Origin of the sequence: Sinomonas mesophila, assembly GCF_001999765.1 — a bacterium.
Lineage (GTDB): Bacteria > Actinomycetota > Actinomycetes > Actinomycetales > Micrococcaceae > Sinomonas > Sinomonas mesophila.
This window is the reverse complement of record NZ_KV908322.1, coordinates 444,574-466,177: the sequence shown is the minus strand read 5'-3', so window position 1 is coordinate 466,177 and position 21,604 is coordinate 444,574. Positions and strand designations below refer to the sequence as shown.

24 protein-coding genes are annotated in these 21,604 nt (G+C 67.3%); 9 read left to right on the top strand and 15 right to left on the bottom strand.

Annotated elements, in window-relative coordinates:
* A partial coding sequence (locus BV907_RS01930) for a winged helix-turn-helix domain-containing protein (RefSeq protein ID WP_139346549.1) occupies window positions 1-441 on the bottom strand: 441 nt, incomplete at its 3' end.
* A 323-nt stretch (window positions 442-764) separates the two neighbouring features.
* Between BV907_RS01930 and BV907_RS01925 the strand changes: the two genes are divergently transcribed.
* Both BV907_RS01925 and BV907_RS01920 read left to right on the top strand, forming a co-directional pair.
* Window positions 765-977, top strand: coding sequence for a hypothetical protein (locus BV907_RS01925; RefSeq protein ID WP_139346548.1), 213 nt, complete (start codon window positions 765-767; stop codon window positions 975-977).
* A 1,163-nt stretch (window positions 978-2,140) separates the two neighbouring features.
* Window positions 2,141-2,443, top strand: a complete 303-nt coding sequence (locus tag BV907_RS01920; protein ID WP_077487941.1) for a hypothetical protein — start codon at window positions 2,141-2,143, stop codon at window positions 2,441-2,443.
* Between the two features lie 267 nt (window positions 2,444-2,710).
* Here BV907_RS01920 and BV907_RS01915 read toward each other — a convergent pair whose 3' ends face one another.
* From BV907_RS01915 to BV907_RS01890, 6 genes are all read right to left on the bottom strand, one after another.
* Complete coding sequence (locus BV907_RS01915; protein ID WP_077487940.1) at window positions 2,711-2,971, bottom strand: hypothetical protein; 261 nt, start codon at window positions 2,969-2,971, stop codon at window positions 2,711-2,713.
* 220 nt (window positions 2,972-3,191) lie between these two features.
* Entirely contained in the window at window positions 3,192-4,037 is an 846-nt protein-coding gene (locus BV907_RS01910; protein ID WP_139346547.1) for a leucine-rich repeat domain-containing protein, read from the bottom strand.
* 82 nt (window positions 4,038-4,119) lie between these two features.
* Window positions 4,120-5,355 (bottom strand): Fis family transcriptional regulator, encoded by a 1,236-nt coding sequence (locus BV907_RS01905; protein ID WP_245827727.1) that lies wholly within the window; start codon window positions 5,353-5,355, stop codon window positions 4,120-4,122.
* 211 nt (window positions 5,356-5,566) lie between these two features.
* Window positions 5,567-5,920, bottom strand: a complete 354-nt coding sequence (locus tag BV907_RS01900; RefSeq protein ID WP_077487937.1) for a helix-turn-helix domain-containing protein — start codon at window positions 5,918-5,920, stop codon at window positions 5,567-5,569.
* Window positions 5,913-7,016 carry a tyrosine-type recombinase/integrase gene (locus BV907_RS01895; RefSeq protein WP_245827744.1) on the bottom strand — a complete coding sequence of 368 codons (1,104 nt, stop codon included), beginning with the start codon at window positions 7,014-7,016 and terminating at the stop codon, window positions 5,913-5,915. The genes BV907_RS01900 and BV907_RS01895 overlap by 8 nt, the downstream gene beginning before the upstream one ends.
* A gap of 425 nt (window positions 7,017-7,441) precedes the next feature.
* Window positions 7,442-7,783 (bottom strand): hypothetical protein, encoded by a 342-nt coding sequence (locus tag BV907_RS01890; RefSeq protein WP_077487935.1) that lies wholly within the window; start codon window positions 7,781-7,783, stop codon window positions 7,442-7,444.
* 394 nt (window positions 7,784-8,177) lie between these two features.
* Here BV907_RS01890 and BV907_RS01885 point away from each other — a divergent pair, with 394 nt between their 5' ends.
* Window positions 8,178-8,840, top strand: coding sequence for a transmembrane-type terpene cyclase (locus BV907_RS01885; RefSeq protein WP_077487934.1), 663 nt, complete (start codon window positions 8,178-8,180; stop codon window positions 8,838-8,840).
* Window positions 8,841-8,887: 47 nt separating this feature from the next.
* Here BV907_RS01885 and BV907_RS01880 read toward each other — a convergent pair whose 3' ends face one another.
* The 3 genes from BV907_RS01880 to BV907_RS01870 form a co-directional block, all read right to left on the bottom strand.
* Window positions 8,888-10,096 carry an RNA polymerase sigma factor gene (locus tag BV907_RS01880; RefSeq protein WP_077487933.1) on the bottom strand — a complete coding sequence of 403 codons (1,209 nt, stop codon included), beginning with the start codon at window positions 10,094-10,096 and terminating at the stop codon, window positions 8,888-8,890.
* A 10-nt stretch (window positions 10,097-10,106) separates the two neighbouring features.
* The gene (locus BV907_RS01875) at window positions 10,107-10,457 is read right to left on the bottom strand and encodes a YciI family protein (protein ID WP_077487932.1); all 351 of its coding nucleotides are present in this window, start codon (window positions 10,455-10,457) and stop codon (window positions 10,107-10,109) included.
* Between the two features lie 102 nt (window positions 10,458-10,559).
* Complete coding sequence (locus BV907_RS01870; protein ID WP_077487931.1) at window positions 10,560-11,039, bottom strand: VOC family protein; 480 nt, start codon at window positions 11,037-11,039, stop codon at window positions 10,560-10,562.
* A gap of 134 nt (window positions 11,040-11,173) precedes the next feature.
* On the opposite strand from BV907_RS01870, the gene BV907_RS01865 reads away from it, so the two are divergent.
* Together BV907_RS01865 and BV907_RS01860 are read left to right on the top strand one after the other, a co-directional pair.
* Window positions 11,174-11,578, top strand: coding sequence for a DUF3054 domain-containing protein (locus BV907_RS01865; protein ID WP_077487930.1), 405 nt, complete (start codon window positions 11,174-11,176; stop codon window positions 11,576-11,578).
* Window positions 11,579-11,641: 63 nt separating this feature from the next.
* Complete coding sequence (locus BV907_RS01860; RefSeq protein WP_077487929.1) at window positions 11,642-11,920, top strand: Lrp/AsnC family transcriptional regulator; 279 nt, start codon at window positions 11,642-11,644, stop codon at window positions 11,918-11,920.
* 8 nt (window positions 11,921-11,928) lie between these two features.
* On the opposite strand, the gene trpD is transcribed toward BV907_RS01860, so the two are convergent.
* A complete protein-coding gene (gene trpD / locus BV907_RS01855; RefSeq protein WP_077487928.1) occupies window positions 11,929-12,999 on the bottom strand; it encodes an anthranilate phosphoribosyltransferase in 1,071 nt (356 codons plus the stop codon).
* Between the two features lie 181 nt (window positions 13,000-13,180).
* Between trpD and ctaE the strand changes: the two genes are divergently transcribed.
* The 4 genes from ctaE to qcrB all read left to right on the top strand — a co-directional run bounded on the left by ctaE (window position 13,181) and on the right by qcrB (window position 17,506).
* Window positions 13,181-13,819 carry an aa3-type cytochrome oxidase subunit III gene (ctaE, locus tag BV907_RS01850; RefSeq protein WP_175637323.1) on the top strand — a complete coding sequence of 213 codons (639 nt, stop codon included), beginning with the start codon at window positions 13,181-13,183 and terminating at the stop codon, window positions 13,817-13,819.
* A gap of 70 nt (window positions 13,820-13,889) precedes the next feature.
* Window positions 13,890-14,675: a cytochrome bc1 complex diheme cytochrome c subunit gene (gene qcrC, locus BV907_RS01845; protein ID WP_077487926.1), complete on the top strand. Its 786-nt coding sequence runs from the start codon at window positions 13,890-13,892 to the stop codon at window positions 14,673-14,675.
* Window positions 14,676-14,768: 93 nt separating this feature from the next.
* A complete protein-coding gene (qcrA, locus tag BV907_RS01840; RefSeq protein ID WP_077487925.1) occupies window positions 14,769-15,824 on the top strand; it encodes a cytochrome bc1 complex Rieske iron-sulfur subunit in 1,056 nt (351 codons plus the stop codon).
* The gene (qcrB, locus tag BV907_RS01835; RefSeq protein WP_077487924.1) at window positions 15,821-17,506 is read left to right on the top strand and encodes a cytochrome bc1 complex cytochrome b subunit; all 1,686 of its coding nucleotides are present in this window, start codon (window positions 15,821-15,823) and stop codon (window positions 17,504-17,506) included. The genes qcrA and qcrB overlap by 4 nt, the downstream gene beginning before the upstream one ends.
* A 94-nt stretch (window positions 17,507-17,600) precedes the next feature.
* On the opposite strand, the gene BV907_RS01830 is transcribed toward qcrB, so the two are convergent.
* The 4 genes from BV907_RS01830 to ctaC all read right to left on the bottom strand — a co-directional run bounded on the left by BV907_RS01830 (window position 17,601) and on the right by ctaC (window position 21,547).
* On the bottom strand, window positions 17,601-18,335 hold the full coding sequence (locus tag BV907_RS01830; RefSeq protein WP_077487982.1) for a GntR family transcriptional regulator: 735 nt from the start codon (window positions 18,333-18,335) through the stop codon (window positions 17,601-17,603).
* Between the two features lie 228 nt (window positions 18,336-18,563).
* A complete protein-coding gene (locus tag BV907_RS01825; RefSeq protein WP_077487923.1) occupies window positions 18,564-18,965 on the bottom strand; it encodes a cytochrome c oxidase subunit 4 in 402 nt (133 codons plus the stop codon).
* Window positions 18,962-20,683 (bottom strand): aa3-type cytochrome oxidase subunit I, encoded by a 1,722-nt coding sequence (gene ctaD / locus BV907_RS01820; protein WP_077487922.1) that lies wholly within the window; start codon window positions 20,681-20,683, stop codon window positions 18,962-18,964. The genes BV907_RS01825 and ctaD overlap by 4 nt, the downstream gene beginning before the upstream one ends.
* Before the next feature lie 6 nt (window positions 20,684-20,689).
* Window positions 20,690-21,547 (bottom strand): aa3-type cytochrome oxidase subunit II, encoded by an 858-nt coding sequence (gene ctaC / locus BV907_RS01815; RefSeq protein ID WP_077487921.1) that lies wholly within the window; start codon window positions 21,545-21,547, stop codon window positions 20,690-20,692.
* Between the last annotated feature and the right edge of the window lie 57 nt (window positions 21,548-21,604).

Below are 21,604 nucleotides of genomic sequence, written 5' to 3'. Positions count from 1 at the left end.
CTCGGCGGTCCCGACCATCGCTGCGAGCGAGGCGAGGCGGCTGACGGAGATCTGCTGTGACCTTCCGGCCGCGGCGGCGGCGGCGGAGCCGGCCAGGACGGCGCGGTACTCGCGGATGTCGCGCAGGTCCTCGAGCGAGTAGGCGGCGAGCGTCTCCCGGCGCGCCTTCGCCAGGTCGCCGGTGTTGGCCTTGACGAAGCTGCCGCCGCCGCGCCCGCGTCGGGTCTCGACGAGGCCCAGGTGGCGGAGCTCGGCCAGGGCGGAGCGCAGGGTCTGGGTCGAGATCCCCATCATCGCGGCGAGGTCGTTCTCGCTCGGCAGCTGCGTGCCGTCCTCGAGGAGCCCCAGCTCGATCGCCTGGCGGAGCCGGCGGCCGGTCTCCTCTCCGCGCACCGCGTTCTCCAGCGGTGCGAAGGCCAGTTGTTCCCTCCAGCTGCTCACGTGTCCATCCTCCTCCTTGTGATCTATTTCATACTAAACCCTTGACATGTGAACTCATAGGTTTAGAGTTAAAACAACAGCGGGACGGGATGAGGATCCCGGACCGACCGCCCTTAGAGCTAGACCGAGGAGGCGGGGGCCATGGTGGATGTCGATGAAGTCGTCCAGATGTGGAACCGTTCCGGACACCGGACGCCGAATGACCGTCTGGGCCTCTACGCCCAGGCACTGACCGCGAATCGTCCCGCAGGCCCATGCCGGGCCTTGGACGATGGGCCCTCGAACTGCAATGTGCAGTGGGCCCCCGAGCTGGAGGCGGCGTGATGAGCCGGGCACGCTTGGGCGAGTGCCTGGACCTCGCCCAGTCTCTCCAGGAGGACTCTGGCAACTACCGGATCCTGCGCGAACTGATCTCCGGCCTCAAAGCGGAGCTGGCGGAGCATGACTCGATCGGCAACCACATCCCGGCAATGCATGCGGAATGGGCAGCAGGCCCGCACCGAGCACCGGGGCTCATCGTAGAGGCAGCAGCATGACCCCCGAGTTGGTGCCTTCGATCATGTCGTCGCGCACACATCACGGGCGGACGGAAACGCATTGCCACTGGTGCAAGGGCACCGCGGTCGTCCGGTACTGGGAAAACGGGGCGGTGAGTTACACCTGCCGCGCCCATGCCGTCATCAATGAGACCAAATGGCTGTGGTGGTCGCGGTGACCGCGCACGATCTGACCGCGATCCTCGTACCGACCGTCGGCGCAGGTTAGGCCAGCGACCTAAATCGTGGCGGAGTACTGACGAGTCAGGTGGCTGGGTTGATGTGCCGGCGGGGGAGACGCCGCGGTAGACCCATGGGATGTGCTGCCGTCAGGCTATGGCCAGGATCGGATGCCACATGGCGCCAGGGGCCGTCGAGCGGGTCGGGCAGTGCGATCTCGATGCTGCCTAGCCGTATAGTGACTAGTTCCTCGGTGACGCTGACATCGTCAGGTCCAGCGCGGTCACTTCTTCGATCTGCTGGCCGAATGGGACGACGAGGATCACCTCAGCCCGATCCACGACAGGCAGCTAGCCAGCGTGGACCACTCACTGGACGCCGCCTCTTGGGGTGAGGCGCTAGCCTCAGGCTGGTTCCGAGCCTGCGTTGATGACGAGCCGTTGGAGGAGCTCGGTGACAGGCGCAGCGTGCCTGGTGTGCTGAAATCGCGACGAGACGGCGGTTCTCGCACCAGATGCAACTCGCGTTGGCTAACTGGCATGCACGGGTATTCCTGGCACGGGAGTAGAAGGCTTTGTGCACCAGGCCCGGATGTGATGCGGGGTATCTGAAGCCCGCCGACTCGCTTCGCCGCTGCAAGTGTGAGTCCATGATCCTGTCCTCGCTCAAGGTGTGCTGGCTCCAGATGACCGCACCCATGATGGAGAGGGTGGCAGCCTGTTCGAGTCAGGCCGAGTCCGGGGGCCCTGTTCTCACAGGGGCCCCAAGCCTCCACCGTCAGTACTCGTCTCCGATACGCCCTGATTTTCGGACTTAGCCGGGCAGACCCTGCAGTCATCTTCATGGTCCTCCCGCCGAGGAGCTTCCTCATCGCGAGAGTGGTGCCCTCTGGCCATCCGTCCAGCCTGCCGCTGGTGCCGTGTCGAGTGAAAGCGTCGGCAGCGAAACAAGAAATCGCCCCTGACCACCAATAGGATTTCAGTGTGTTCGAATTCGAAATTCAAGACCTTCGCCACATCCGTCTCCGTATAGGGCGATGGCACTTCCGAACTTGGCGCAGCCCGTTCATGAAGCTTCCAAGGGGATACCGCAGCCCGGAGGCTGTATATGCCGTCGAGTGGGAGGACGCAGAAGGCAACAGCGGTGGCCAGATCGGAGCGTTCTCCTCCCGTCAGGTCGCTGAGGCATGCCGCACCCAACTCGTCGAGGTTGAAGGTCGCACCGACCTCGTGATCAATCTGATCCCTGTGCACACACAGCTTGAGGACTGGGAGTTCGATCGCTAAACCCGCAAGGAGGGCATCGGTCGTATCCTCGGTGCGTCTCTATAGGGCAAGCCACCGGTAGAGCGTCCTGACTCCGAGGCCCAGCGAGCCTGCAATCTCGGCCCCAGCCAGCGAGCGGCCGTTCTCGGCGTCTACCAAGGCCAATCGGCTGGAGGACTCAGTCAGGACCAGTGGGTCAAACGCAACTCCCGTTCTTTGAGTGGCAGCGAGACGTGTTGATGTGGGACGAGTCGGACCGTTCGGGTGACCCTTCCCGGCTTTCTGCGGTTAGGGCTGTTCTTCCTCTCTTGGGGGGAGGACGTTGCTGAGGGTTTCCCTGAGGGTTCTTCGAAGTTGGGGGCCGTCGTAGTACTCGGGGCCGTCGCCTGGAGCGTAGAGCGAGAGGGCGAAGAGTAGATCTTCCATGTCTTCTTCGCCCAGGTGCTCATCGAGCAGGACACCTTCCAACGCTGCAGCAGCGATCTTGGATTCGTCGCCATCCAAGATCCTCTGCGCGGCTTCTTGGAACCGCTTGGAGATCCGGATCACTTCGGCTCCTTTGCTGATCAAGTCGGTGATTCCTGTCGGGGCATCCGTCCGCCAGATGATTTGTGGTGGGTTCGAACTCATCCGGCCGAAGTTTCCCTCCATAGACCAGACATGTCGTAGAACTCCAGAACGTCTGGTGATCCGTAGTCGGTCTCGCCCGTCCCACTTAATTCGTGAGCCGGGAGTTGGTGGCTCTTGGAGCTCGTCTGGCGAGGAGGGTTCAGGTCCCGTCCATCCGCGCTTGGAGTTCATGCACGGACGGGTTGTATCCACGGCGGTTCATCATTCGAAGGATCCTGAGTCTCGGAAGGCCTGCTATGGGCGAGAGGTCCTGGTCCAAGATCTTGGTCGATTCGTAGAGGTAGAGCTCCTCCAGCTGGGTCAGCCCTCTCAAGGGACCTAGAGATTCGATGTCGCCGCAGTCGGCGAGATTGAGCCGCCGCAGTCCCACGCACTCTGCGAGGTCATCGATCTTCTTCAGCTTCTTGCAGGATTCCAGCTCGAGCTCGCGGATCGCGGATCGGCTGCGCAGTGCAGATATGTCTTTAAGCCGAGAGGCCAAGTAGATGCCGAGTTGGTCAAGCTTGGGGAATTGAGACAGGCCAGCCAGGGAGCTCAGTTTCGGCCTGTCCTTCATCCGGAGGGTTTCCAGGGCCACGTGCGAAGACAGCGGCTCCAAGTCGTCGGGCGTGTATGTCAGCAGGAACAGGTGCTCGAGCCCAGCAATTTGGCCGATGGTGTCCTTTACCTGTGCCCAGAACGCCCCGAGGCTATGGAGCCTTGGCAGCTCGGTGAGCCTGATCTTCAGGTCAGGATGGGTGGTCACATGGAGCGACTCCAGGGTCGGGGCAAGCGAGTAGATGGGCTCAAGGGTTGTCAGGCGCCGATCAATGATCTGCAACTCGCGGATCGGAAGCCCCCGGAGAAACTCGAGCGACGGTTCGTTGAATCCGAGCGCACAATTCAGCACTAGGCGGTGGGCGCGTCCCTCCTCGAAGATCCGTGCCGATTGGGCTGTCCAGGGCCTGGTCACAACAAGCTCCCCGGCCTGCTCGCGATCCCTCATCATTTCCCCTCATGTCGACTCAGGATGCGACCCCAACGGTCTGCCCCTGAAATACATGCCCGGACCCTGTCTGCGCCGCCGGTCATGTTCTCACCGCAGCGATGTACTGGGCGTAGGCGGCTGCCGAGTCGGTGGCGTGGCGTTCGATGGTGGCCGGGGAGTAGCCGAGGGTTTCGGCGATGAGGGGCAGGGGTGCGAGCTTGGTGAGCTCGTGGAGGGTCCCGAGCCGGGCTGCGCGGGTGCTGAAGACGGTCCGGAGCCTTTCGCGCAGGTGGCTGGGGTTGATGTGCCGGCCGGGGGAGACGCCGCGGAAGACCCAGCTGCTGTTGGGGTGCGCTGCGGTGAGGCCGTGTCCGGGATCGGATGCCAGGCGCCGCCAAGGGCCGTCGAGCGGGTCGGGCAGGGCGATCTCGATGCTGCCGAGCCGGATGGTGACCAGTTCGTCGGTGACCGTGACGTCGTTCCAGCTCAGGGCGGCGACGTCTTCAATCTGCTGGCCGAAGACGACGACGAGGATCGCCGCAGCCCGATCCCGGGCAGGCAGCTGGTCAGTGTGGACCACTTGCTGGACGGCCGCCTCTTGGGCTGCGGCGCTGAGTCTGGCGCTGGTTCCGCGCCGATGTGGTGCCATCTTCAGGCCCGAGGGAGCGGCCTTGGTCTTGATGGCCCATTTGAGGAACCGGTCGGCGATCTCCCGGGTTGTGGGACCTTCGGCCTGCCATGCGTCGAGGTGCGCCTGTTCGAGTTCTGCGAGGCCGGCGCCACGGTCTGTGAGCCAGTTCAGGAAGTCGATGGCAACGGTGACGGTCTGCTTGCTGCGCTGGAAGGTGCCCTGGCCGACTTCGTCCATCTGGTTCATCCGGCGCTGGTGGTGCCAGCGGATGTAGCGGCGGACGGTCTCACGGTTTCCCGGGTCGTTCATGCGCTCGAGGGATTCTTCGGCCCAGTGGTTGTAGCGGGCGCGGAGCTCGTCGCGGCGGGGGATGACGCCGTGTTCGACGAGCAGCCCCCTGACGTATTCGCGGGTGCGTGAGTTCGGCAACTGGTCGAGGGTCTCGTGGGTGACGGCGGGGGTGTGGGCGAGCCGTTGGAGGAACTCGGTGACGTGCTTCTGGCGGATCCAGGTAAGGCCGCTGTTGGCTCGCTTCATCGACTTCAGGGCCGCTGGGAGCGGGACGAGCTCGGGCGGGATGCTGCCGCTCGACGGGTTGGCGAGGAGGCTGTCGACGGTGTCTCCGAGGACGCAGCTCCAGCATCGGGCACCGCTCTGGAGCTCGTCCTCGGCGCCGCAGGATTTGCAGTCGATGTTGAGCTTCACCCCGGAGCAGGCGCGGCATGCCGGTGCACCGTCGGTCAGGCCGGGCAGGATGCCTTCGTGGCCACAGGCGCAGGTCCCGCGGGTGCGTTTGGCCTGTTGGTAGCAGTAACCGCAGACACCGCCGTCCGGCCAGGTGGCGACGGTCTGGTGGTGCTGGCCGCAGCGTGAGCAGGGGACCGGCCAGCGGGTGGGGTCCTCGGCCTTGCGAGGCCTACTCATCCTCGTCCGGTGTCACGAGCCGGATGCGTTTGGCGATGGGGCTGCGGGGCTGGATGCCGAGGTCCTCGCTGCGCTTGGGCGCGTTGGCAGTTGAGGCGGCGCGCATTTCCACGAAGGGCTCGAAGAGGTCGTTCGGAGTGCAGTCGAGGATGTCGCACAGGGCCGCGAACGTCCGTGCAGGGATGCGCTCGGGGGTGCTGGTGACGAGGCGGTAGACCTGGCTCTCGGAGAGGTTGATCCCGCGGGAGCGGAGCAGGGGCATCAGCTCGGTGGTCTTCCAGAGGTTGCGCTGGGCCATCAGGGCGCGCAGGTTCCAGTGGTAGCCGATCCTGCGTTGTTCAGGCACTGGATTCCTCCTCGGGCTTGGCGATGCGCCGGGCGATCATCTTCTGCACGGTCTTCTGCTTGAAGTCCGACGATACCGAGGTGTACAGCCCGGTGGTGGAGGCGTAGGCGTGCCCGACCTGGGTCTGGACGAATGCGGGGTCGTAGCCGGCCTCGATCAGGTGGGTGACGTAGGAGTGGCGCAGGCAGTGCAGGCCGAGCTCCTTCGGGAGCCCGACGGCGTCGCGGGCCGCGGCGAAGGCGTCTCCGAGGCTGCCCACGGCCACCCGGCCGGACCGCTCGCTCGGCCAGAGCGCGGAGGACCGTTCTGCGGTGGCGAAGCGCTCCCGCATCCCGCCCCGGGTCCACTCCGCGAGCAGGGCCACGACCCAGTCGAACTCGGGCACGGTCAGCACGGTCCGGCGCCTCGGGCCGGAGCCGGCGGTGCCCTTGGCCCAGCGGACCTGGATGGCGCCGAAGCGCCCGTAGTCGGGCACGTGCGGGTTCGGGCCGAAGTCCTCGAGCTCGAGCATGGTCAGTTCCCGGCGCCGCAGCCCGTCGGCGTAGCAGACCTTGAACGCGATCGAGTCCCGCAGCAGGTGCAGCCACCGCTTGCTCCCGGCGGCGTATTCTCGGTCTACGAGGTCGTCCTGGTGGTCGAAGAGCCGCCGCAGCTCCTGCACGGTGAATGCACGCTTCTTCGGCGGCACGGCGTCGTCCGTGGTGTGCCGGGGCGTGTTCCACTCGAAGCAGATCTGGGTGGGGATGTCTCCGAAGGTGCGTTCGCAGAACTCGCCCCATCTGTAGGCCGGATGGGTCAGGTAGGCGCAGAACATCGCCACGGCGTTGCTGTACGAGCGCAGCGTGGTCAGGCTGACCGGCTTCGGCCCGGAGCGCAGCTCGGCCAGGAACTCCTCGACGTCCACCGGACGCCACTGCCACGGGAACTCGCCGGTGAACTCCTGGAACCTACCCACCACGCCGCACCGGCTCTTGATGGTCCCGGTGGTCAGCCCGCGGGCCAGCATCTGCGCGCGCCAGCGCTCCAGCATCATCTCGAAGACGCGCTCGTCGGCGCGGAACAGCCCGACGCCAGGATCGCTGAGCAATCGCGGCACTGCGCCCGGAACAGCACCGTCCATTCCCGCCCCCTAAACCATGGAAACATGCATTAGATGCAGGAAACCTACAGTCGACCGGGCAAGCTCGCCAAAACCAGGCTGTCTGCGCAGAGTCTACGTTCGTGCACAATCGGCTTCTGACCTGCGAAAATGCCTGAATCGCGATGAGGCGGCAGTTCTCGCACCTAATGCAACTCCCGCTCCTTAACCGCCGATAATCGACATTATGTCAGGTACCACTCTGCGTATCTCATCGGATGAATCACAGAACCCTTCCCCACCCGCAACCGGCCGCCGCCACTGGTCGCCGACGAAGCCGCGGCTGAGCCCTAGGCACGTTATGCAGATCTGAGGAGCCATCTCTGAGTGTCACATTGGGGAGGTTGCATGCCGAAGGATGGGATCGCTTCAGTGCGGACCCGCTACCGGTACTCGGCAACGACCTCGATGATCCCGACGATGTTCGCATTGAGCTCGGGCAGATCCTCGGCCGGAATCCAGTACTCCAGAATGGTCTTTCCGCCAGCCTGCTGAACCTGGTAGCGGTCAAGAAAGTCCTTGCGAACCTCGAACCGGGTGACGAAGCCGGCTCCGCTGGCCCTGACGTTCCAATCGCGAGCGATCATCGTCGCGTATTCCTCGTTGAGGACTGGATAGAAGATCGGCTGGTCCGGCAATCTCGGCGGCCATTCGCGCCAGCCCGAGGCCTCGACAAGCGCGAGTTCCTCCGGACCGGTAGGGCGCCAAAGGGTGACCGTCTCCATAGTCGAATCCTGCCACCCACGGCGTATCGTCTCCGTCTGTCGGCCTAGCTGTCCTCGGACTCCGCCTACCCTCGTCGGGGCTGAATACGTCCAAGCCTGACGCAGGGGTGCCAGTAGAGGATGCCTTCGCAGCAGGTGCGAATACGACAGTCTGGACTGCTCCCCTGTTGCCCCGCCGAATCGCCCCCGGCGTCGAACTCGGCGCCCGACATTCACCGACATGCTGGCCGGACCGCGGAGGTCGCCCTCGCGAACGAGTAGCGAGCCAGGCGACCAAGGCGTCCGAACCAGTGAATAGGAGCGCGACAAAGAACCCGGCGAGCAGGCTAAGAGACTACAAGGCGGCCCTCCCCGGGCCTTGCCCTCGGCGCGGCGCGGTACCAACCTACAGACCATGAACGACGGGATCCTCGTCTACGCCCTCATCCTCGTCAGCGGGATCGCCTGGACCACCGTGTACGCCGAGGCCATCCGCCTCGGCTTCGCCCAGCGGACGTACGCCATCCCCGTGGCCGCGCTCGCGCTCAACATCGCGTGGGAATGGCAATACGCGGTTATCGGTCTGAGCGACACCCCGGGCCTGCAGGCGTACGTCAACCTGCTCTGGGGCGTCGCCGACGTCGTCATCCTCTACACGTTCCTCAGGTTCGGGTATGCCGAATTCTCGGCGAGGCTCGGCCGGGGCGAGTTCCTCGCCGGCAGCGCAGTGCTGCTCGCGGCCGCCGTCACGGTCCAGCTCCTGTTCCTGGTGGAGTTCGGAGAGCGGCAGGGTGCCGTGTACTCCGCCTTCCTGCAGAACCTGCTCATGTCCGGGCTCTTCATCGCGATGTTCGTCGCCCGCGGCGGATCCCGGGGCCAGTCGCTCACGATCGCCGTGGCGAAGTGGCTCGGAACGCTCGCCCAGGCGATCCAGTGGGGGCTGCTGTCCTTCTCCCCCTTCGTCCTCGGCATCGGGCTGCTCTGCTCGGTGCTGGACCTCGCCTACATCGGCCTCCTGCTGCGCGACCGACGGCGCAGGACGACCGCAGCCCCTGCCGCCGAGGCCCGCGCCGCCTGACGACCCGCTGCGTGACCGGTCGCCGTCGGCCACGGCCCAACCCGGTCTCAGGCGTCGAGCTCGGCGCCGCGCCGCTCGAGGAAGCGCCGCTCTCCGGCGCTCGGCGCCAGCCGCGCCGCCTCCGCGTACTCCGCAGAGGCCTCCTCGGTGCGCCCGAGCCGGCGCAGCAGGTCCGCCCTGACCGCGTGGAAGACGTGGTAGCCGGCCAGCGGGAGACCGTCGACGGCGTCGAGCGCCTCCCGCGGCCCCGCCACCTCCGCCAGCGCCACGGCGCGATTCAGCTCGACGACGGGCCCCGGAGCCGCCTCGGCGAGGAGGTCGTAGAGACGCAGCACGCGCCGCCAGTCGGTCGCGGCCGGGCTGGGTGCCGCACAGTGGACGGCCTGGATGGCCGCCTGCAGCTGGTAGGGCCCGAGCAGGCCGCGCCCGAGCGAGACCTTGACGATGCCGAGGCCTTCCGCGAGGAGGGACGCGTCCCAGCGGCTGCGGTCCTGCTCGTCCAGCGGCACGAGGACCCCGTCCGCTCCGGAGCGGGCGTCGCGGCGGGCCTCGGACAGCAGCATGAGCGCCAGCAGTCCCCGGACCTCCGGCTCATCCGGCAGGAGACGCCGCAGGATCCGCGCGAGCCGAACCGCCTCCGCGCACAGGCCAGCCCGCGCCGGCGGTGCGCCGAGTCCGGCCGAGTACCCCTCGTTGTACACGAGGTAGACGACGGCGAGCACCCCGGCGAGGCGCGCTGGCAGCTCGTCCGCCGGGGGGATCCTGAACGGGATCCCGGCATCGCGGATCTTGGCCTTCGCGCGCGAGATCCGCTGCCCCATGGTCGCCTCGGCGACGAGGAACGCGGAGGCGATCTGCGCCGTCGTGAGCCCGGCCAGGATGCGCAGTGCCAGGGCGACGCGCGCGGGCATCGCGAGCGCGGGATGGCAGCAGGCGAAGAGCAGCCTGAGCCGGTCATCGCCGAACGGGTCCGGCTCAGGCTCCGAGGCGGCCCGCAGGAGCGCCGCCTCGGCCTCCTTCTCCCCCCGCGCCGCCTCACGACGGAAGCGGTCGACGGCGCGGTGCCTCGCCGTCGTGATGATCCAGGCTCCCGGATGCTGGGGCAGTCCCTCGTCCGGCCAGTGCTGCGCGGCCACGGCGAACGCCTCCTGGACGGCATCCTCGGCCAGCCCGAGGTCGCCGGTGGTGCGCAGGACGATGGACACGGCCCGCCCGTACTCCTCGCGGAACACCGCGTCGAGGGCGTCCGCCGTCACCGCACCCGGCTCATCCGGCGAAGCCGGCGAACGCCCGGACCTCGATGGGCAGGCCCGTGATCTCCGCGAAGCGGCGCGCCCATCCGAGCGCGGCGTCGAGGTCGGGGGCCTCGATGATGTCGAAGCCGCCCAGATGCTCCTTGCCCTCCAGGTACGGTCCGTCGGTGATGAGCACGTCCCCTTCCTCGGCCTTCAGGACTGTCGCCGAGGACGCGTCGGTGAGCCCGTCGCCGAAGACGAACGCCCCCGCGGCCTTGAGGTCCTCGGTGAGCACGCCGAGCTGTGCCATGACCGGCGCGAGGACCTCGGGCGGCGGCACGACGCCGTCGGGCTGGTACATGCTGATGAGGTACTGTGCCATCGTTCTCGCTCCTCCTGTCGGGGCCCGTGTGGCCCCTCGCCTACTGGACGATCGGCAGTGCCGGATTTCGACAGGGCCCCAACAGGGCATCATGGCGTGGCGTCACAGGGCGCCGTCGGCCGCCGCCTCGAGGTCCGCGACCACGATCCGCCTCATCTGCAGCATCGCCTCCATGGCCCGCTGCGCTCGCCCGGGGTCCGCGTCTTTGAGCAGCTCCGTGAGCCGGTTCGGGATGATCTGCCACGAGAACCCGAAGCGGTCCTTGAGCCAGCCGCACATGCTCTCCTGGCCGCCGTCGGCCGTCAGCGCGTCCCAGTAGCAGTCCACCTCCTCCTGGTCCCCGCAGTGGACCTGGAGGGAGACGGCCTCGTCGAACGTGAACTCGGGCCCGCCGTTGAGGGCGACGAAGGGCCTCCCGTCGAGCTCGAACGACGCCGTCACGACCGTCCCTGCCGGGCGTGGCCCGGCCTCGCCGTAGCGGTCGACAGCCGTGATCCGGGAGTTCGGGAAGATCCCTGTGTAGTATGTGGCGGCCTCCTCGGCCTGGGTGTCGAACCACAGGCACGTGGTCATCGCTGGCATGGCTGCTCCTGGCTGCTCGGGGGTGCTCTGCCCTCGGCATTCTTCCGCGGCCTCCGCGCCGTGGGAAGATCCCGCGCCGGCCAGGGCGGTCATGCACGACGGCGGTGCCGCGGCTGCCGCCGTAGGCTGGGGGGATGAAGTCCTCGCCATCACATGCCGCACCTGCCCGCGCCCTCGCGGCGGCGGCGGACATCGCCGTCGTGCTCGTCTTCGCGGCCGTGGGCCGCGGCTTCCACACGGTCGAGAACCCCGTCCTCGGCGTCCTTGCCACCGCGTGGCCGTTCCTCGTTGGCCTCGCGGCCGCGTGGGCCGCCGTGCGCGCATGGCGCCGCCCGCTCGCCCTCTGGCCCACAGGGATTGCCGCGTGGGCCGGCGCCTGGGCGATCGGCATGCTGCTGCGGGCCGCCACCGGCGCGGGGACGGCCGTCCCGTTCCTCGTCGTCGCCCTCGTGACGCTTGGGCTCCTGCTGCTCGGCTGGCGGGCGATCGCGCTCGCGGTCCGGCGTCTCTCGGCCCGCGCCGCCCGGAGCCGTTCCTAGCGGGTCGCGCGCCCGCTGGCCAGTAGGCTGGACGCAGCCAGACCGCTTCCCGATCGGAGGATCATGATCACGGCATTCGTCTTCATCCAGACCGACACGGCCCAGATCCCGGAGGTGGCCGAGAAGATCTCGGCGATCCCGGGCATCAGCGAGGTCTACTCCGTCACGGGCGAGTGGGACCTCATCGCCATCGCCCGCGTCCGCGAGCACGAGGAACTCGCCGACGTCGTCGCGGACCGCCTCTCGAAGGTGGACGGCGTCATCGAGACCACGACGCACATCGCATTCCGGGCGTACTCGCGGCACGATCTCGAGGCGGCGTTCTCCCTCGGGCTCTCCTAGGGCCCGGGCTACGACTGGCTGAAGTCCACCCAGGCCTGGAGCGTCCGGGCCGCCTGGCCGGAGTCGATCGCATGCTCGGCGCGCAGCTTGGCGTGGGCGAGCCGGTCGAGGAGAGGGCCGTCGGCGGCTGTGTCATAGGCCGTGAGGCCAGCGGCGGCGTTGAGCACGACGGCGTCGCGCACCGGCCCGGTCTCGCCGGAGAGGACGCGACGCACGACGGCGGCGTTGTGCGCCGCGTCGCCGCCGCGCAGCGCCTCGAGCGGGGCGCGCCCGATGCCGAGGTCGGCGGGGTCCAGCACGGACTCCGTGACCTTCCCGTCCCGGACCTCCCAAATCCGGGACGTCGTCGTGATGGTCAGCTCGTCGAGCCCGTCGTCGCCCCGGAACACGAGGCCGCGGCTGCCGCGGTCGGCCAGCACGCCCGCGATGAGCGGCGCCATGCGCGCGTCCGCGGCGCCCACGGCCGAGGCCTGCACCTGGGCGGGGTTGGTCAGCGGACCGAGGATGTTGAAGATCGTCGGGATCGCGAGCTGCTTGCGGGGCACGGCCGTGTACCGGAAGGACGGGTGGAACACCTGCGCGAAGCAGAAGGTGATCCCGCACGCCTCGGCCGCCGCGGCCACGCGCTCGACGCTCATGTCGAGGCGCACGCCGAGCTCCTCCAGGACGTCCGCGGACCCGGACGACGACGACGCTGCGCGGTTGCCGTGCTTGACGACGCGCGCCCCGGCGCCGGCGACGACGAGCGCCGCGGTGCTCGAGATGTTCACCGTGTTCTGCTGGTCGCCGCCCGTGCCGACGATGTCGAGCTTCTCGCCCGCGATCGTGATCGGCGTCGCGCGGGCCACCATGCCCCTGACGAGACCGGCGAGCTCGTCGACCGTCTCGCCCTTGGCCCTGAGACCGACGAGGAAGCCCGCGATCTGCGCCTCGGTCGCCTCGCCGGACATGATCGTGTCCATGGCCCACTCCGTCTGGGCCTGCGTCAGGTCGTGGCCCGCCACGAGCGTGCTGATGAGCGAACGCCAAGTGGGCGGAGTCACAGGAGTCGCGGCGGGGGCTGTGGAGTCCGTAGTCACGCGTCCGATGCTATCGACGTCCGGCCCGGCGGCGTAATGTGATCGGCCCGACGGATGGCCCGACGGATGACTCGGAGGCGGAACCCCGCCGATCCGCGGAATTTCGAGGCTTTGTAGAAAAAGTTCCGTCAGGGGGCGGTTCGCGTTGGGCGAACCCGGCGTTTGCAGACATAATGTCCTTGTGACGACAGCGACCCATGCCCCGACAGCCCCGGCACATCCCACGCTGAATCGCCCCAACATGGTCTCGGTCGGGACCGTGGTGTGGCTGTCCAGCGAGCTGATGTTCTTCGCCGGGCTCTTTGCCATGTACTTCTCCCTGCGCGCCGCTTCCGGCGAGATGTGGGCCGAGGAGACGGCAAAGCTCAACTTCCCCTTCGCCCTCGTGAACACGATCGTCCTTGTGGCGAGCTCCTTCACGTGCCAGATGGGGGTCTTCGCCGCCGAGCGCCTCCAGCCCCGCCGTGGTGGCGGAGCGTTCGATTTCCTGCGGTGGGGCATGATCGAGTGGTTCCTGCTCACGTTCCTCATGGGCGCCTTCTTCGTCGCCGGCCAGGCCACCGAGTACGCGATGCTCGTCAGCGAGCACGTCTCGCTCTCGACGAACGCCTACGGGTCCGCCTTCTACATGACGACCGGCTTCCACGGCCTGCACGTCATCGGCGGCCTCGTCGCCTTCCTCTTCATCATCGGCCGTGGGTACGCGGCCAAGCGCTTCGGCCACTTCGAAGCAACCTCGGCCATCGTCACGTCGTACTACTGGCACTTTGTCGACGTCGTGTGGATCGGCCTCTTCCTGGTCATCTACGTCCTGAAGTAGGACCGCAGCACCGCAGCAGATCTTGGGCCGCGCCCCTTGGCCGCGGCAGGAAACGGATAGGAACGATTTAGTGAAGGCACTCTCGCAGAAGCGGCGTCACCCGCTGGCAGTCTTGGCGCTGCTGGTCATGGGCCTGCTGCTGACCGGCGGACTCTACGCAATGGCCAGCTCGGCCAACCAGGCGAAGGCGGACACGACCTACACGGCGAGCGACATCAGCGAGGGCGAGAAGCTCTTCGTGGCGAACTGCGCGACCTGCCACGGCATGGGCGGCGCAGGCTCGGACTCCGGCCCCTCGCTCATCGGCGTCGGCGCAGCCGCCGTTGACTTCCAGGTCGGCACGGGCCGCATGCCCATGCAGATGCAGGGCCCGCAGGCCTACAAGAAGCCGGCCCAGTTCAACGAGGAGCAGACCAAGCAGCTCTCGGCCTACGTCGCCTCCCTCGGCGCGGGCCCCGCGCTCCCGGACGAGGCCATGCTCGACGGCAAGGGTGACGCGACGCATGGTGGCGAGCTGTTCCGCGTGAACTGCGCCATGTGCCACAACGCGGCCGCCGCCGGCGGTGCTCTCACGCGCGGCAAGTTCGCGCCGTCGCTCGCCGGCGTCACGGAGAAGCACATCTACGAGGCCATGGCCACGGGGCCGCAGAACATGCCCGTGTTCAGCGATGCCAACATCTCCCCCGAGGGCAAGCGCGACATCATCACGTTCCTCAAGACCATCGAGACGCAGGGCTCGCCCGGCGGCGCTGACCTCGGCGCGCTCGGCCCGGTCTCCGAGGGCCTGTTCGCGTGGGTCGGCGGCCTCGGCGTCATCATCGGCTTCACGATCTGGCTGACTTCGCGCAGCTCCTGACACTGCAGCCCAGCACTATTGGGCCGCCCCAGCGGCGGCAAGGATTTGAATACCGTCCCGGTTGCACCGGGGCCAGGAAGGATGAGGGGAAATATGGGCAACCATAGTGACGGAGCTCCCCAGCACGGGGGCGCCGTAGCTACGGCTGGTCAGACTGAGCAGGCGTTCGCGGATCCGGGTCTCCCACCGCATCGCCCCCGTCTGGCCGACCTCGACCCCAGGGCTGCGAAGCGCGCTGAGCGCCAGGTCACGGCGCTGTTCATCATCTCGGTGATCGGCACTGTCGTGTTCCTCGTCGCGTACTTCGCCATCGACCTCGGGCACGATTCCGACATTGCCACGATCCGCCTGCAGAACCTCCTGCTCGGCCTCGGAACCGCCTTCGCCATGCTCGGCATCGGGACGGGCATCGTGCACTGGGCCAAGGCCCTCATGCCGGACCACGAGGTCTCCGAGGCGCGCCACGGGATCCGCACGGACGAGGACCGCGAGGCCGCGGTCAAGATCGTCGACGACATCCTCGAGGAGACCGGCGTCAAGCGCCGTCCCCTCATCCGCAACACGCTGATCGGCGCCACGGTGCTCTCCGTGTTCCCGGCCGTCGCGGTGTTCGGCGATCTGGGCCCGCGCCCCGACCAGAAGCTGCGCCACACGATGTGGGCGCCGGACGAGGCCACGGGCCAGAAGGTCCGCCTCACCCGCGACCCCGACGGCACGCCCATCAAGGCGTCCGAGGTCACGATCGGCTCGGCGTTCCACGTGATCCCCGAGGGGCTCAACGAGCTCCACGAGGGCAAGCTCAACGAGAAGGCCAAGGCCGTCGTCCTTCTCATGCGCCTCAACCCGGCTGACCTCAACATCAGCGCCGGGCGTGAGAACTGGAGCTACAACGGCATCGTCGCCTACTCGAAGATCTGCACCCACGTCGGCTGCCCCGTGGCGCTCTACGAGCAGCAGACGCACCACCTGCTGTGCCCGTGCCACCAGTCGACCTTCGACCTGACGAACGAGTGCGCGGTCATCTTCGGGCCGGCGAGCCGGCCGCTGCCGCAGCTCCCCATCGAGGTCGACGCCGAGGGCTACCTCGTCGCCTCCTCGGACTTCCACGAACCTGTTGGACCTAGCTACTGGGAGCGTGAGTACTCGTGAGCGGCGCTACCGCCTCCTCCTACCAGCCGCCGACCAAGGTCGGACGCATCGCCGATTTCGTCGACCAGCGCACAGGCGCGTCCCCGCTCCTGCGCGAGTTCGGCCGCAAGATCTTCCCGGACCACTGGTCCTTCATGTTCGGCGAGGTCGCGCTCTACAGCTTCGTGATCCTGCTGCTGTCGGGCACGTTCCTCACCTTCTTCTTCAACCCGTCGATGGCGGAGACGCACTACGAGGGCGCTTACGTGCCGCTGCGCGGCATGGAGATGTCCGTCGCCTACCAGTCCTCGCTGGACATCTCCTTCGAGGTCCGCGGCGGCCTGTTCATGCGCCAGGTGCACCACTGGGCTGCCCTGCTCTTCGTGGTCTCCCTCGGCGTGCACATGCTCCGCGTGTTCTTCACCGGCGCGTTCCGCAAGCCGCGTGAGATCAACTGGGTCATCGGTGGCTTCCTGCTCATCCTCGCGATGGCCGCGGGCTTCACCGGCTACTCCCTCCCGGACGACCTGCTCTCTGGCAACGGCCTGCGCATCATCGACGGCGTGATCAAGTCAATCCCGCTGGTCGGCACGTGGATCTCCTTCTTCCTCTTCGGCGGCGAGTTCCCGGGCACCGCGATCATCGGCCGCCTGTACGTGCTGCACATCCTGCTCGTCCCGGCGCTGATCCTCCTGCTGCTGGTCCTGCACCTGTTCTTCGTGGTCCTCCACAAGCACACGCAGTACCCCGGCCCGGGCCGCAACGACGGCAATGTCGTGGGCTACCCCCTCGGCCCGGTCTACGCGGCCAAGGCCGGCGGCTTCTTCTTCATCGTCTTCGGCGTCGTCGCGCTCATGGCCGCGGCCTTCACGATCAACCCGATCTGGAACTACGGCCCGTACGACCCCTCCCCCGTGTCCGCAGGCACCCAGCCTGACTGGTACATCGGCTGGGTCGACGGCGCGCTGCGCCTCATGCCCGGTGTGCTCGGCTCGGTGGACGGCTACCGCCAGCACTTCGAGTTCGTGATCTTCGGCCAGACGCTCACGCTCAACGTCCTCCTCCCGGCCCTCGTGCCGGCGGGCATCGTCTTCACGGTGCTGTTCACGTACCCGTGGATCGAGCGCTGGATCACGAAGGACGACCGCGAGCACCACGTGCTCGACCGTCCGCGCAACGCCCCGACCCGCACCGCCATCGGCATGGCCGGCTTCACGTTCTACTGCGTGATGTGGGCTGCGGCCGCGTCGGACCTCATCGCGACGCACTTCCACGTCTCTCTCAACGACGTGACCTACTGGCTGCGGACGCTGTTCTTCCTCGGCCCGATCATCGCGTTCGTCGTGACCAAGCGCGTGGCCCTCGGCCTCCAGCGCAAGGACCGCGAGATCGCCCTGCACGGTCGCGAGACGGGCCGCATCGTCCGCCTGCCGCACGGCGAGTTCATCGAAGTGCACGCGCCGCTCGACGAGTACAAGCGCTACCGGCTCGTCTCGTTCGAGTCGCCGGCCGTCCTCCCGGCCCAGCCGAACGCCAGGGGCATCGTGGACCGCAAGGAGCGTCGCCGCGCGAAGCTCTCGCGGTGGTTCTTCGAGGACCGCGTCGCACCGGTGACAGTCGCTGAGCTCGAGGCCGCGCATGAGCACGGCCACGAGGCCATCGCCGCACACGAGGAGGAGACCGCCAAGAGCCTGGGCCACTGACGCCCGGAGCTTGGTTCCTGCAGGAGGGCCCCGCAGCTGACGCTGCGGGGCCCTCCTGTTTGTTGTGGCGTGAGCGGCCGCGTGCGCGCCGTCCTCAGCCCGGGAAGCGCTTGGTGGAATAGTTGCGCGGAGCCCGGATTCCGGGCCGCTGGAGGGGCACCCAGAGCTTGTAGCGGTCGGCGCGGTAGTAGGAGACCGAGTAGTCGACGATCGACTTCGAGACATAGGCGTGCCGCTGGATCTTGAGCAGGGGTGAGCCCATCTCGACGTTGAGCAGGCGCGCGGTCGAGGGCGAGGCCGCGGTTGCCTCGATCGTGTCCTCGCCCCACTCCATGACGAGCCCGTAGGTCTCGCTGAGCACCTGGTAGAGGGACGTGGGCGGTGGGCCGTCGAGGATGCCCGGAACGCGGTGCGCCACGATGTAGTTCTCGTCGACGCTCATGGGCTCCTTGTCGGCGAGCAGCAGACGCCGGAACCTCACGACGGGCGTCCCCTCGTCGATCTGGAGCTCCCGCGCCAGGTACGCCGAGGCGCCGATCTGCTCGAAGCTCAGGACCCGGGCGTCGGGCACCATCCCTCGCCGCTGCATCTCCTCGCTGTAGGAGGTGAGCTTCATCTGGAGGTCGAGCTTCGGCCGGCTCACGAACGTGCCGAGGCCCACGATGCGGTCGAGGACGCCCTCGGCGACGAGGGCGTCGATGGCCTGCCGCACCGTCATCCTGGCCACGCCGAAGCGCAGCGAGAGGTCGCGCTCGGACGGAAGGGGCGCCCCCGGGGCCAGCTTCGTGGTGATGTGCGAGCGGAGGATCTCCCTCAGCTGGATGTACATGGCTGTCTTCGAGGAGCGGTCGAGCTCCCCGTCGATGGCCTCCGCGTTCTCCACGGCTCTCCTTGCCGATGGGCGGCCGGCGGGCAGCCGGTCCGCGTGGGACGGTCATGGTTCCGCATCCATCGTGACACACCCACGTGCCTCCCCACGCCCACGCAGAAAAGGGCCGGGGCCGGCATCCGTGAGGATGCCGGCCCCGGCCCCAGAGTGCCCCGGAGGGGCGATGCCTCAGTGGGCGTGGTCCCCGCGACTGTACTCGAAGACCCATCCGACGAGGGCGACGAGGGCGATGCCCGCGCCGATGAAGAGGATCCACCAGCCTACGGCCAGGCCGAGGAAGCCGGTCGCACAGGCGAGGCCGAGGACGAGCGGCCACCAGCTCCAGGGGCTGAAGTGCCCCTGCTCGCCGGCGCCCTCGTGGATCTCGGCGTCCTCGCGGTCCTCGGGGCGCATGCCGACGCGCTTGGCGGTCACGCCGAGGTAGCTGCCGATCATGCCGGCCAGGCCGCCCACGAGCAGCATCCCGAGGATGCCGACCCACTCGCTCCAGTTCGTCATGAAGCCGTAGACGACGGCCACCGGAATGAAGAAGAAGATGCCCGTGCCAAAGAGCCAGGTCTCGATTTTCACTTGGTCGCGTCCTTCCGGGGTGCGGTCACGGCAGCGGCGGTCCCGGCGTGCTGGATCGCACCGGCCATGGACAGCTCAGGGTGGTGCAGGTCGAGCGCCGGGCGCTCCGAGCGGATGCGCGGGAGCGACGTGAAGTTGTGCCGCGGCGGCGGGCAGGAGGTGGCCCACTCGAGCGAGGCGCCGAAGCCCCACGGGTCGTCAACCGTCACCTTCTTGCCCTTGCGGGCCGTGATGTACACGTTCCAGAAGAACGGGATGAGCGAGGCACCGAGCACGAACGAGGCGACCGTGGAGAACTGGTTCATCCACGTGAACTGGTCCTCGATGAGGTAGTCCGCGTAACGGCGCGGCATGCCCATGACGCCGAGCCAGTGCTGGATGAGGAAGGTGCCGTGGAAGCCGAGCAGGAGGAGCCAGAAGTGGATCTTGCCGAGGCGCTCGTTGAGCATCCGGCCGGTCCATTTCGGCCACCAGAAGTAGAAGCCCGCGAACATCGCGAAGACGACCGTGCCGAAGACGACGTAGTGGAAGTGCGCCACGACGAAGTACGAGTCCGAGACGTGGAAGTCCAGCGGCGGCGAGGACAGGATGATGCCGGTGAGGCCGCCGAAGAGGAACGTGATGAGGAAGCCGATGCTCCAGAGCATGGGCGTCTCGAAGGTCAGCGAGCCGCGCCACATCGTGCCGATCCAGTTGAAGAACTTCACTCCGGTGGGGACCGCGATGAGCATGGTCATGAAGGCGAAGAACGGCAGGAGGACGGCGCCGGTCACGTACATGTGGTGGGCCCACACCGTCACGGACAGGGCGGCGATCGCGATGGTCGCGAAGACGAGGCCCTTGTAGCCGAAGATCGGCTTGCGGCTGAACACCGGGAAGATCTCCGAGACGATGCCGAAGAACGGCAGCGCGATGATGTACACCTCTGGGTGGCCGAAGAACCAGAAGAGGTGCTGCCACAGGACGGCTCCGCCGTTCTCCGGGTCGAAGACGTGTGCACCGAAGCGGCGGTCGGCGCCGAGGCCGAAGAGGGCCGCGGCGAGCGGCGGGAAGGCCATGAGCACGAGGATCGACGTGATGAGGGCGTTCCAGGTGAAGATCGGCATGCGCCACATCGTCATGCCGGGGGCGCGCATGCAGATGATCGTCGTGATGAAGTTGACGCCGCCGAGGATCGTGCCGAAGCCGGAGAGGCCGAGGCCGAAGACCCAGAGGTCACCGCCCACGCCGGGCGTGAACGTCGTGTTGGACAGCGGCGCGTAGGCGAACCAGCCGAAGGAGGCTGCACCCTGCGGGGTGATGAAGCCGGCCGTGGCAATCGTCGAGCCGAAGAGGAAGAACCAGAACGCCAGCGCGTTGAGTCGCGGGAAGGCGACGTCGGGTGCGCCGATCTGCAGGGGCATGATCACGTTCGTGAAGCCCGCGAAGAGCGGCGTCGCGAACATGAGCAGCATGACCGTGCCGTGCATCGTGAACAGCTGGTTGTACTGCTCCTTGGTCTGCAGGATCTGCATGCCGGGCTCGAAGAGCTCGGCACGGATCAGCAGGGCCATGACGCCACCGAGGCAGAAGAAGACGAACGAGGCGATCAGGTACATGTACCCGATGGTCTTGTGGTCCGTGGACGTGATCCAGTTGACGACGATGCGCCCCTTGGACTTCGGCACCACCGGCGCGCTCAGAGCGCCGGCCGAAGGCGACTGTGTATAGGTAGCCATGGTCCCTTACTTCTCGTTCAGGTTCGGGTTGCGGTCGTACTTCTCGTCCAGCAGGCCCTTGTCGAGGCCAGCGAGGTGGGTCTGGAACTCGGCCTCCGAGACGACCTTGACGCGGAAGAGCATCTCGGAGTGGTACTCGCCGCAGAGCTCGGCGCACTTGCCCTCGTAGACGCCCTCCTTCTGCGGCGTGAAGTACATGTAGTTGGGCTTGCCCGGGATCATGTCCCGCTTCTGCAGGAAGGCCGGAACCCAGAAGGAGTGGATGACGTCGCGCGACGTGAGTTCGACCGTGACGCTCTTGTTCACCGGGAGGTAGAGCGTCGGCAGCTGCTCGAGGTCGTACGCCTTGCCCGTGAGGTGTGCCTGGACGCCGCCCTCATGGACGTCCTCGCGGACAATGCCGCCCTGGACGTAGTTGAAGTCCCAGGACCACTGCTTGCCGACGACGTTGATCGTCACGTCCGGGTTCGCGTTCGGGTTGTCGACGGCGCGCTGGTCGCGGTCCGTGAAGTAGAAGAACACGACGACGAGGAACAGCGGGATCGCCGTGTAGAAGATCTCGAGCGGCAGGTTGTAGCTGATCTGACGCGGGAAGCCCTTCGCACCCTTGCGACGGCGGTACGCGACGACGCACCACAGCATGAGGCCCCACGTGATCACGCCGACGATCATGGCCGCGATCCAGGAGTTGACCCAGAGGTCCGTCAGGATGCCCGTATTGCTGGTCGTGTCCCTCTCAGTCGGCAGCCAGCCTCGCTGTACCTCCGGTGAACATCCAGACAGTGCGAGCGCACCGGCAGCGGCAACAGCCGCGACCGTCATGATGCGAGTGCGCTGGCTGCTGGTTCGGTTCTGCGACCTCACAGACGGCCCTTCCTCTTGGTGCTTTCCTCCGGCGCCCGGCACGGCAGGACTGTCGCG